The organism is Pseudonocardia sp. D17 (assembly GCF_036984265.1).
In the GTDB taxonomy this organism is placed as follows: domain Bacteria; phylum Actinomycetota; class Actinomycetes; order Mycobacteriales; family Pseudonocardiaceae; genus Pseudonocardia; species Pseudonocardia benzenivorans.
The window spans coordinates 33,602-44,892 of record NZ_BPRG01000070.1; the positions used below are offsets into that span (position 1 = coordinate 33,602).

Below are 11,291 nucleotides of genomic sequence, written 5' to 3' on the forward strand. Positions count from 1 at the left end.
TGGCCGGTTCCTGGCGCGGCCGCGCCTGCCCGCCGGAACGACCAGCTCGCTGGTCGTTGCCGCCGCGGTCGCCGCCGCGCCGGTCGCCGCCGCGGGCACCGCGCTGGTCACCCTTGCGCACGTCCCCGCCGCGCCGGTCGCCCTGGCGCCGGTCCCCCTGGCTCCGGTCCCCCTGGCTCCGGTCACCGCCGCGGCCACCCCGCTCACCGCCGTCGCTCCGGCCGCCGTCGCCCGTGCGCCGACCGCCGGTGCGGCCCGCGCCGGGCTCGTCGTCGAGACGCAGCGTGAGCGAGATGCGCTTGCGCGGCTCGTCGACGTCGAGCACCTTGACCCGCACGACGTCGCCGGACTTCACGACCTCGCGCGGGTCGGACACGAGGCTCGTCGACATCGCCGAGACGTGCACGAGGCCGTCCTGGTGCACGCCCACGTCGACGAACGCGCCGAACGCCGCGACGTTGGTGACCACGCCCTCCAGCAGCATCCCGGGCCGCAGGTCGCCGATCGTGTGGACGCCCTCGGCGAACGTCGCGGTGCGGAACGCCGGGCGCGGGTCACGGCCCGGCTTCTCCAGCTCGGCGAGGATGTCCGTGACCGTCGGCAAGCCGACGGTGTCATCGACGAACCGCTTGGGCTGCAACGTCTTCAGGACCCGGGTGTTGCCGATCAGCTCGCCGATCGGCGTCTTCGCGGCCTCGACCATGCGCCGGACCACGGGGTAGGACTCGGGGTGCACGCCGGAGACGTCGAGCGGCTCGTCGCCGCCGCGGATGCGCAGGAAGCCCGCGCACTGCTCGAAGGCCTTCGGGCCCAGGCGCGGCACGTCGGACAGGGCGGTGCGGGTGCGGAACGGGCCGTTGGCGTCGCGGTGCGCGACGATCGCCGCCGCCAGCGACTCGCTGATCCCCGAGACCCGGCGCAGCAGCGGTGGCGACGCCGAGTTGAGGTCGACGCCGACGGCGTTCACGCAGTCCTCGACGACGGCGTCGAGCGAGCGCGACAGCGACGACTCCGGCAGGTCGTGCTGGTACTGACCGACGCCGATGGACTTCGGGTCGATCTTGACGAGCTCGGCGAGCGGGTCCTGCAGCCGGCGCGCGATCGACACCGCGCCGCGCAGCGACACGTCGAGGTCGGGCAGCTCGGCCGACGCGTAGGCCGACGCCGAGTACACCGACGCCCCGGCCTCGCTGACCATGACCTTCGTCAGCTTGAGGCCGGGGTTGGCGGCGATGAGCTCGGCAGCGAGCGCGTCGGTCTCGCGGGAGGCGGTGCCGTTGCCGATGGCGATGAGATCGACCTCGTGCGCCGCCGCGAGCCGGGTCAGCGTCGCGAGCGAGCCCTTGCGGTCGTTGCGCGGCGCGTGCGGGTAGATCGTGTCGGTGGCGACGACCTTGCCCGTCGCGTCGACGACCGCGACCTTGACCCCGGTGCGCAGCCCCGGGTCGAGGCCCATCGTCGCGCGCGTGCCCGCGGGTGCGGCGAGCAGCAGGTCGCGCAGGTTCATCGCGAACACGCCGATGGCGGCCTCCTCCGCGGCGGTGCGCAGCCGGACCCGGATGTCGATGCCCAGGTGCAGCAGGATGCGGGTGCGCCAGGCCCAGCGCACGACGTCGGAGAGCCAGCGATCGGCCGGGCGGCCCTCGTCGGCGATGCCGAAGTTGGCGGCGATGAGCCGCTCGTACTCCGTCGGCACGCCCGGCTCGGCGGGCTCGGCCGCGGGTTCCAGCGCGACGTCGAGCGCCTCCTCCTTCTCGCCGCGGAAGACCGCGAGGATGCGATGGCTGGGCAGGCTGGTGAACGCCTCGGAGAAGTCGAAGTAGTCGGCGAACTTCGCGGCGGCCTGGTCGTGCTCCTTGCCCTCGCGCACCTTCGACACCAGCCGGCCCTGGTTCCACATGCGCTCCCGCAGCCCGCCGATCAGGTCGGCGTCCTCGGCGAAGCGCTCGACCAGGATCGAGCGGGCACCCTCCAGGGCGGCCGCGGCGTCGGCGACCTCGCCGGTGACGTAGGGCTCCGCCGTGGCGGTCGGGTCGAGCGCCGGGTCGGCCAGCAGCGCGTCGGCGAGCGGTTCCAGGCCCTGCTCGCGGGCGATCATCGCCTTGGTGCGGCGCTTGGGCTTGTAGGGCAGGTAGATGTCCTCGAGCCGGGCCTTCGAGTCGGCGGCGAGGATGCGCGCCTCGAGGGCCTCGTCGAGCTTGCCCTGGCCGCGGATCGACTCGAGGACGGCCTCGCGGCGCTCCTCGAGCTCCCGCAGGTAGCGCAGCCGCTCCTCGAGGGTGCGCAGCTGGGCGTCGTCGAGCGCTCCCGTGGCCTCCTTGCGGTAGCGGGCGATGAACGGCACGGTCGCGCCGCCGTCGAGGAGGTCCACCGCGGCGGTGACCTGGTGCGGGCGCACGCCGAGCTCGTCGGCGATCCGCTGCTGTACCGAAGCTGCCTTGTCCGTCACGTGACCATCGTCGCGAACGGGGCACCACGGGTCACCGCCGGGTCACCCGACGGTGCGGACCGGGAATCCGCTACCGGGGGCCGCGGTCCGCTCACCGGAAGCGGACCGTGCCCGTGATCGAGGGCGGGCCGTCGGCGGTGCCGGCCGCGAGGTCGGCACGGTCGGGGTCGCCGTCGACCGGGCCGCCGGCGGCGAGCACCGTCGTCCCGGCGAACACGGGTGCACGCAGCCGGTACTCGAAGCTGCGCACGGTCCGGTCGGGCGCGTGCCGGCGTGGCAGCTCCAGCAGCAGCAACGCGAGCAGCGGTCCGTGCACCACGAGCCCCGGGAAACCCTCGACCTGGGTGACGTAGGGGAAGTCGTGGTGGATGCGGTGGGCGTTGTAGGTCAGCGCACTGAACCGGAAGAGCAGGACCTCGTCGGGCTCGAGCCGGGCCGTCCACGGGCCGTCGGCGGTGTGCGGGCCGGGCTCGGCCGGCGCCGCGACGGCGACGCGGCGCTCCTCCCCCGGCTTCTGCGTGCGGTAGACGAGGTCCTCCTCCTCGGCGAGCAGCAGCTCGCCGTCGCGGCGGAACTCGTGGCGCAACGTCACGAACAGCATCTCGCCGCTGCGCCCGCTCTTGGGCGTCAGCGACGCGATCTCGCTCCGCCGCACCACCTCGTCGCCGACGCGGACGGGCGAGTGCCACTCGACGCGACCGCCCGCGAACATCCGGCGCCGGTCCGGGATCGGCGGCAGGAAGTGCGACTCCCGGACGTGCCCGTCCTCCCCGAGCTCGTGCTGGGCGGCCCGCTCCAGGAAGTGGAAGCGGTGCCACAGCGGAGGCAGCGCCGCCCCATCGACGGGCCCGGTGCCGCCCACCCCGGCCGGCTCCACGGGTGAGGGCTGGTCGAGGACGTCGGCGAACGCGCGCGCGGCCCAGGCGCCTATCCGATCGGTCTCCTCGACGGGCCCGGGTGCCCAGTCGGCGACGTGCTCGGCCAGTTCGTTCGCTGCCATGTTCCGGTTCTAGCAGCCGGCCGGCTCAGGGCTCGAGCAGGGCCACGCACTCCATGTGGTGCGTCATCGGGAAGGCGTCGAAGGCGCGCAGCGCGGTGAGCCGGTAGCCCTGTGCGGCGAAGAGGCCGACGTCGCGACCCAGTGCAGCCGGGTCGCAGGCCACGTGGACGACGCGGCGGGGCCCCCGCGCGCAGATCGCCTCCACCAGCGCGCGGCCCAGCCCGGAGCGCGGCGGGTCGGCCACGACGACGTCCGGGTCGGCGAGCGCGGGCAGCACCCGCTCGACGCGCCCGACCTCCCACTCGACCTGCGGGAGGTCGGCCAGCGCCGCCTCGCCGTCGGCGACCGCGCCCGCCGCCGACTCGACGACCGTCACCGCACCGTCGCGCCCGACCTGCTCGGCGAGCACCGCGGCGAACAGACCCGCTCCCCCGTAGAGGTCCCACGCCGTCGCACCGGCCGGCGCCGCGGCCCACTGCCCGACGACCGCGGCCAACGTCGGTGCCAGCGCCGGGTGCACCTGCCAGAACGCGCCGGGCCGCAGCCGCCACTCCCGCCCCGCGACCCGCTGGACGACGGGCGCGCCGTCGCGCTCGTCGTGCACGGTGCCGTCGGCGTCGACGGTGATCTCGAACTCCTCGCCCGGGCGATGCCGGCGCGCGAGGACCGGCGGCAGGACGCCCTCGGGGGCGATGGGGCAGTCGGCGACGGGCAGCACCTCGTGGCTGCGGTGCGCGCGCAGCCCGGCCCGGCCCTCGCCGTCGACGGCGAGCCGCACCCGGGTGCGCCAGCCCAGCGGGCCACCCGGCAGCTCCTCGACGGTGACGTCGCTGTCGATCCCCGCGAGCCGCGCGAGCTGCTCGCGCACGACCACGGTCTTGAGCTCGCGCTGCAGCTCGGGGGTCGCGTGCTGGAAGTCGCAGCCGCCGCAGCCGCCCGCGCGGGCCCATGTGCACGGCGGCGCGACCCGGCCCGTGTGCGCCGTCCGCACCGAGATGGCGTCGGCCCGGCAGAACGAGCCCCCGCCGTCCTCGGTGACGACCGCGAGCACCCGCTCCCCCGGCAGCGCGTGCCGGACGAACACGACGCGACCGTCGTGACGGGCGACGCAGTGCCCACCGTGCGCGACCGCCCCGATCTCGAGGTCGAGCACGCGGTCGGTCCAGTCCGTGGTGCCACTCCGGTCGCCGGCGCCGACGCGGGGCGCCGCCCGCCCGCTCATCGGGCCTTCCCCGACGGGCTGCCCGGGCGCTTCTCGGTGGTGGCCCCGGACTGCTCACCGGGCAGCTGCTCCATGGACGGGTAGCCGCGGCGCGTCGCGCCCGCGGCGAGCTGCGGGCCCCGTGCCGCGGCCCGCTCCGACGACTCCAGCTGCCACGGGACGCTGGTCACCATCACCCCGGGCTGGAACAGCAGCCTGCCCTTGAGCCGCAGCGCGCTCTGGTTGTGCAGGATCTGCTCCCACCAGTGCCCCACGACGTACTCCGGGATGAACACCGTCACGACGTCGCGGGGGTTGTCGCCGCGGATGCGCTTGACGTAGTCGAGCACGGGCTTGGTGATCTCCCGGTACGGCGACTCGACGACCTTGAGCGGGACCGGGAGCTTGCGCCGGCTCCAGTCGTCCATCAGCCGCTTCGTGTCGGCGTCGTCGACGTTGACGGTCACGGCCTCGAGCACGTCCGGCCGGGTGGCGCGGGCGTAGGCGACCGCGCGCAGCGTCGGCTTGTGCAGCGTCGAGACCAGCACGATCGCGTGGTTGCGCGACGGCAGCACCGCGTCGGCCTCGCCGGCCACGAGCTCGGCCGTGACCCGCGTGTAGTGCTTCTGGATGGCCAGCATCAACACGAAGAAGCCCACCATCGCCGCGATGGCGATCCACGCCCCGAGCGTGAACTTCGTGATGAGGACGGTGACGAGGACGACGCCCGTCATGCCCGCGCCGAAGCCGTTGATGGCCTGCGACCGGCGCATCCGGCGTCTGGCCGCCGCGTCGGTCTCGGTGGCGAGCTTGCGGTTCCAGTGCCGCACCATGCCGAACTGGCTCAGCGTGAACGAGACGAAGACACCGACCGTGTAGAGCGGGATCAGTCGGGTGACCTCCGCCTGGAAGCCCACGACCAGCAGGATCGCGAACCCCGCCAGGACCAGGATGCCGTTGGAGAAGGCGAGGCGGTCGCCGCGGGTGTGCAGCTGCCGGGGCAGGAACCGGTCCTGCGACAGGATCGAGCCCAGCACCGGGAAGCCGTTGAAGGCGGTGTTGGCCGCGAGCACGAGGATCAGCGCCGTGGTCACGACGACGAAGAAGAACCCGGGCCGGAAGTCGTGGAAGACGGCGTCGGCGAGCTGGGCCACCATCGTCTGCTGGACGTAGCCGGGTGGCGCGTCGGGGAACTGGTGGGCCGGGTCCGCCGCCATCTTCGTGCCGGTCAGCTCGGCGAGCGCGATCAGCCCGAGGAACATCGTCACCGACAGCAGGCCGAGCATCAGCAGCGTCGACGCGGCGTTGCGCGACTTCGGCTTGCGGAACGCCGGCACCCCGTTGCTGATGGCCTCGACGCCGGTCAGCGCCGCGGCGCCCTGGGTGAACGAGCGCAGGATCAGCAGCACGAGCGCGAGGCCGGTGAACGCGTCGCCCTCGGCCAGCAGGTGCAGGTTCGCGCTGGCGGCCTGCACGTGGTCGCCGAGCAGCAGGATCCGGACGAGACCCCAGACGATCATCGCGCCGATGCCGAACATGAACGCGTAGACCGGGACCGCGAACGCCGCCCCGGACTCCCGGATCCCGCGCAGGTTCACGGCGGTGAGCAGCGCGATCGCGACGACGGCGAACGTCACCTTGTGCTCGGCGACGAACGGGATCAGGGCACCGATGTTCGCCGCGGCCGACGAGATCGACACCGCGACGGTCAGCGTGTAGTCGACGAGCAGCGCGCTCGCGACCGTGAGCCCCGCGCGCCTGCCCAGGTTGACCGTCGCGACCTCGTAGTCGCCGCCGCCCGACGGGTAGGCGTGCACGTTCTGCCGGTAGCTCGTCACCACCGTGAGCAGCACGATCGCGACGGCGACGCCGATCCACGGGGCGAGGGTGAACGACGTCACCCCGGCGACCGAGAGCGTCAGGAAGATCTCCTCGGGCGCGTAGGCGACCGACGACATCGCGTCCGAGGCGAAGACCGGGAGGGCGATCCGCTTCGGCAGCAGATTATGGGCGAGACGGTCGCTGCGTTGCGGCCGGCCGACCACGATGCGCTTCACCGCGACGGCGAGCTTGGGCACGAGCGGAAGCCTATGCGGTGCTCGTGGGCGGCACGCGATAGCGTCTCGCCGACATCGGCGAACGCGGTCCGCGGCAGGCGGACGAGGAGGACCACCGCGATGTACGTGGTGATCATGGGGTGCGGCCGCGTCGGGGCGTCGCTCGCGGCCGGACTCGAGCGGTTGGGACACGAGGTCGCGGTGATCGACCGCGACCCGCAGTCGTTCCGGCGACTCGGCCCGGAGTTCCGCGGCCGGCAGGTCGTCGGCGAGGGCTATCACCGCGACGTGCTCACCGGGGCGGGGATCGAGAAGGCCGACGCCTTCACCGCGGTCTCCTCCGGCGACAACTCCAACATCATCGCCGCCCGGGTGGCCCGGGAGACCTTCGGCATCGAGCGGGTCGTCGCCCGCATCTACGACCCCAAGCGGGCCGCGGTCTACGAGCGGCTCGGCATCCCCACGGTCGCCACGGTGCCGTGGAGCACCGACCGGCTGCTGCGCATGCTGCTGCCCGACGGGGTGGCGTCCGCGTGGCGCGAGCCGTCGGGCACCGTCGCGGTACTGCCCCTGCCCGTCCACGAGGACTGGATCGGCCACCCGATCCGCGAGCTCGAGGAGGCCACCGGCGCGCGCGTCGCGTTCATCGTGCGGTTCGGCACCGGGGTGCTGCCGCGGGCCGACACGGCCGTCCAGGCCGAGGACACCGTCTACGTGGCCGCGGTGTCGGGCACGGTCAGTGACGTGACGGCGGCTGCCGCGGCACCGCCGCAGGAGGGATGAGCCCCATGCGGGTCGCCATCGCCGGGGCCGGCGCGGTCGGGCGCTCGATCGCCCTCGAGCTCGTCGAGAACTCCCACCAGGTCATGCTCATCGAGCGCGACCTGGCCAACGTCCAGCCCGAGACGGTCGAGGCCGCCGAGTGGGTGCACGCCGACGCCTGCGAGCTCGCCTCACTGGAGGAGGCCGGCCTGGAGCGCTGCGACGTCGTCATCGCGGCGACCGGCGACGACAAGGTCAACCTCGTCGTCTCGTTGCTGGCCAAGACGGAGTTCGCGGTGCGACGCGTCGTCGCCCGGGTGAACGACCCGCGCAACGAGTGGCTGTTCGGGGAGAACTGGGGTGTCGACGTCGCCGTCTCGACGCCGCGGCTGCTGGCCGCGCTGGTCGAGGAAGCGGTCGCGGTCGGCGACCTCGTCCGGTTGCTGACGTTCCGTCAGGGCCAGGCCAACCTCGTCGAGGTCACGCTGCCGACGTCGACGCCGCTGGCCGGCAAGCCCGTTCGTTCGCTGCGGCTGCCGCCCGACTCGGCGCTCGTCGCGATCCTGCGCGGTGGCCGGGTCATCGTCCCGCAGGGGGACGAGGGCCTCGAGCCGGGCGACGAGCTGCTGTTCGTGGCGACGACCGCTGTCGAGGAGGAGATCCGGGCAGCGCTGGGGCACTGAGCAGGCGCCGCGCCCGAGGGCGTGGCCCGGTCAGGCCTTCTCCGCGGTCGGCTGCCCGGAGCGGGCGTGCCGCACCGCGAGGACCGTCCCGAGCAGCGCCACCCCCATCAGCGGATAGCCCATCAGCAGCCGCGCGACGCCGAGCCAGTCGGCCTCGTCGACCTTGTACAGCCAGCCCTGCACGACGACCCGCGCCGCGAACACCAGCGTCCACAGTCCGGTGGCGAACATGTAGGCGCGCAACAGGCGGCGGTCGGCACGCCAGGCCTGACCCTCGCCGTTGATGCCGTGCCAGATCACGCCCGCGAGCGGCCACCGGACGACGATCGAGACCAGGCACGCCAGGCCCAGTCCCGCCGAGAGCAGCAGCCCGGGCAGGTAGAAGTCGCGGGCCTCACCGGAGCGGTTCGCGATGAACGCGCACACCGCGACCCCGATCAGCCCGGAGATCGCCGGCTGCAGCGCCTCCTTGCGCACGACCCGCACGATCGCGATGGCGACGGCGACACCCAGCGCCGCGAAGATCGCGGGCCGCAGCGAGGTCAGGATGTTGACGACGATGAACACCGCGACCGGGACGGTCGAGTAGACGACGCCGGGGATCCCACCCATCTGCTGGAGCAGCGTCTGCGTGGGGCGGTCGTCGCCGTCGGCCGGGTCGTCGCCGTCGGCCGGGTCGTCGCCGTCGGCCGGGTCGTCGCCGTCCACGCCATCGGTCCGGCCCGTCGCGTCGTTCCGGACGGCCGGGTCGATCCGGCCGGTTGTCGCCGCGCGGGCGTCGGGGTCGGTGGCGGCACCGCCGGCGTCGGCGCTCGCGTCGCGGGTGGGCGCGGGGCCGTCCACCCGGGGCATCACGTCGGTCGGGCGGTCGTCCGGGCGCGGCCCGCCACCGACGACCGGGAACGTGTCGGTCGGTGCGTCGTCGGGCCGGCCGAGCGCGTCGAGGCGCTCCGGCACCCGTCCCGCGTGCCGGGGGGAACCCGTCACGTGCCCTGACAGATCTCGTAGTACGGGTTGTAGAGGACCTTGCGGCCGTCGCGGATCGACAGCCGGCCCCGCACCCGCATGGTCCGGCCCGGCACGATGCCGGGGATGCGCCGGCGCCCCATCCAGATGAGCGTGACGCCCTCGGTGCCGTCGAACAGTTCGGCCTCGAGGGAGGCGTCGGCATCCTGGGGGCAGAACTCCACGGACCGCAGCCTACCGAGCATCGTGACCTCCTGACCGCAGGCGCACTCGCTCGCGCGCTGGGCTCCCGAACGCTCGGAGTCCTCGGTCAGGTCGTCGGCGTCGAGCACCTCGACGTCGCTCGTCAGCCTCTTGAGCATGCGGCGGAAAGCCCCACCGTCCGTGCTGCCCATGTCTCTCCTCGGCGCAAGGGCGCGGGCCGTTGCCGACGGACTCTCCGGGGATCCGGCCGCTACCCTGCAGATGGTAACGCGCAGGAAACACCAAAGGTGCCCGGAACCGTCCGGTCGTGCGACGAACGGGATGGCCTCCGTCGGATGTGTGAGCTGTGATGTCGCCCTGCGTGTCGTGCGGGCCGCCGGCCGCCACGGTGGCGGTCGTTCTGCCTGGTTCCGGCTCTGATGCGGAGTTCGTCCGGTCGTCCTTCGCCGAGCCGCTCGGCGCGCTGGGGATACGGCTCGTCGCACCTTGGCCGCGGGCGTCCGGTGCGGTCGTCGCCGGCTATCTCTCGGCGCTCGACGACGCGCTGCGCGCCGCCACCGCCGCGCGCACCGCGCTTCTCGTCGGCGGGGTCTCCCTCGGGGCCCACGTCGCCATCCGGTGGGCCGCCGCTCTCGACGACCCGCGTCCGCTCGCCGGGGTCCTGCTCGCGCTGCCGGCCTGGACCGGATCGGCCGACGCGGCCCCCGCTGCCGTGACCGCGGCTGCGACCGCCGCCCGGGTCCGCGCGGCCGGCCGGGCCGCCGCGGTCGCCGACGCCCGCGCCGGCGGCGCGCCCCCCTGGCTCACGGCCGAGCTCGAGCGCGCGTGGGCCGGCTACGGCGCCGGCCTGGCCGACGCGCTCGACGAGGCCGCCCGCACCCCCGGCCCGGCGCCCTCGGAACTGACCCGGATCCCGGTCCCCGCGGGGATCGCCGCGCTTCTCGACGACCCGCTGCACCCGGTCGAGGTCGCGCGCCGGTGGGCGGAACTGCTGCCGCGCGCGGGCGTCGTCACCGCGCGGCTCGCTGCGGTCGGCGCCGATCCGGCGACCCTCGGCCGTGCCGCGGTCCTCGGCTGGCTGCGTGCCGGCGGTCGCGTGTAGGACCGTCCGCGACCCGCGACCCGCGCCGCCGCGCCAGGCAGTGGCGTCGGACCGGGCCGACGCGGCGGTGGCCTCCCGCGTCCGGCAGCGTCAGGGCGCCCGGCGGGTCGAGGCGCCCCGCGGCTCGAGGCGCCTGACGGGGTCGAAGCGCCCGGCGGCGTCGGGCCGCACCCGGTATCGGAGTCGGGCCGGACCGGCCGCGTTCGTGGCCGCCGAGGCCCGCGCCGGGCGGGCGGGCGGTGACGGCGTCCCGCACCCGGCATGACGGCGCCCCGCGCCCGACGGCGCCGGGCCGCCCGGCGGCGGCGGACCGAGCCGGGCTCGTGTCCACGTCCGCGCGAGGCGTCGAGACCGGGTCGGACGAGCGGTGACAGCGTCCCGGGTCAGCGCGGGCCGCGGTGACGCCCGCGCGGGACCCCCGGGCCCACCCGCCGGCGACGAGACCCGGCCCGGCGAGCGGCGACGGCCTCCCGGATCAGCGCGCCGCGAGCTCGCCCCGCGGGTCAGCGCGGACGGTGGTGGCGCCCGCCGACGCGGTCGTCCTCGGCGGCCTCGAACATCGTCGTGGGGTCGCCGTTGAGGAACGCGAGGGCCGGACGGTCCTCGTCGGGGTCGGCTACGGGGTGTCCGCCGCCGTGGCGCCCGGGGCGCGCATGACGACCCGACGGGCCGTCGCCCGCCGGAGTCCGGTCGTGCGGGGGACGTCCGGCATACCCGGAGGGCCCGAGGCCGCCGGCCTCGTCGTGCCGCGACCCGCCGTACCCGGGGCCGTCGTACCGGGGACCGCCGTGCCGCGGACCGGCGCGCCCGGGCCCGTCGCCGACGACGTTCTCGTACCGACGGCCGTCACGGTCGGGGGCGCCCCCG

Annotated in this window: 9 protein-coding genes and 1 pseudogene; 3 read left to right on the top strand and 7 right to left on the bottom strand. The window is 74.8% G+C overall.

Annotated elements, in window-relative coordinates:
• The 4 genes from PSD17_RS13610 to PSD17_RS13625 form a co-directional block, all read right to left on the bottom strand.
• Positions 1-2,449, bottom strand: a 2,449-nt coding sequence (locus tag PSD17_RS13610) for a Tex family protein (RefSeq protein ID WP_339122828.1), incomplete at its 3' end; no start/stop codon positions are given.
• Positions 2,450-2,540: 91 nt separating this feature from the next.
• Entirely contained in the window at positions 2,541-3,449 is a 909-nt protein-coding gene (locus tag PSD17_RS13615) for an FAS1-like dehydratase domain-containing protein (protein WP_339122829.1), read from the bottom strand.
• A gap of 25 nt (positions 3,450-3,474) precedes the next feature.
• Positions 3,475-4,671 (bottom strand): class I SAM-dependent RNA methyltransferase, encoded by a 1,197-nt coding sequence (locus PSD17_RS13620; RefSeq protein ID WP_339122830.1) that lies wholly within the window; start codon positions 4,669-4,671, stop codon positions 3,475-3,477.
• A complete protein-coding gene (locus PSD17_RS13625) occupies positions 4,668-6,728 on the bottom strand; it encodes an APC family permease (RefSeq protein ID WP_013675186.1) in 2,061 nt (686 codons plus the stop codon). The genes PSD17_RS13620 and PSD17_RS13625 overlap by 4 nt, the downstream gene beginning before the upstream one ends.
• Positions 6,729-6,827: 99 nt before the next feature.
• Between PSD17_RS13625 and PSD17_RS13630 the strand changes: the two genes are divergently transcribed.
• Together PSD17_RS13630 and PSD17_RS13635 are read left to right on the top strand one after the other, a co-directional pair.
• Positions 6,828-7,490, top strand: a complete 663-nt coding sequence (locus tag PSD17_RS13630) for a potassium channel family protein (RefSeq protein WP_013675185.1) — start codon at positions 6,828-6,830, stop codon at positions 7,488-7,490.
• A gap of 5 nt (positions 7,491-7,495) precedes the next feature.
• Positions 7,496-8,152, top strand: a complete 657-nt coding sequence (locus PSD17_RS13635; protein WP_013675184.1) for a potassium channel family protein — start codon at positions 7,496-7,498, stop codon at positions 8,150-8,152.
• 30 nt (positions 8,153-8,182) lie between these two features.
• Here the strand turns inward: PSD17_RS13635 and PSD17_RS13640 are convergent, their stop codons facing one another.
• Together PSD17_RS13640 and PSD17_RS13645 are read right to left on the bottom strand one after the other, a co-directional pair.
• The gene (locus PSD17_RS13640; RefSeq protein ID WP_013675183.1) at positions 8,183-9,139 is read right to left on the bottom strand and encodes a DUF3159 domain-containing protein; all 957 of its coding nucleotides are present in this window, start codon (positions 9,137-9,139) and stop codon (positions 8,183-8,185) included.
• Positions 9,136-9,513: an OB-fold nucleic acid binding domain-containing protein gene (locus PSD17_RS13645; protein ID WP_013675182.1), complete on the bottom strand. Its 378-nt coding sequence runs from the start codon at positions 9,511-9,513 to the stop codon at positions 9,136-9,138. Before PSD17_RS13645 ends, PSD17_RS13640 begins: the two co-directional genes overlap by 4 nt.
• A 197-nt stretch (positions 9,514-9,710) precedes the next feature.
• On the opposite strand from PSD17_RS13645, the gene PSD17_RS13650 reads away from it, so the two are divergent.
• A complete protein-coding gene (locus PSD17_RS13650; RefSeq protein WP_339122831.1) occupies positions 9,711-10,424 on the top strand; it encodes an alpha/beta hydrolase in 714 nt (237 codons plus the stop codon).
• Between the two features lie 503 nt (positions 10,425-10,927).
• Here PSD17_RS13650 and PSD17_RS13655 read toward each other — a convergent pair.
• Positions 10,928-11,291 (bottom strand): annotated as a pseudogene (locus PSD17_RS13655) (hypothetical protein); the annotation flags it as partial.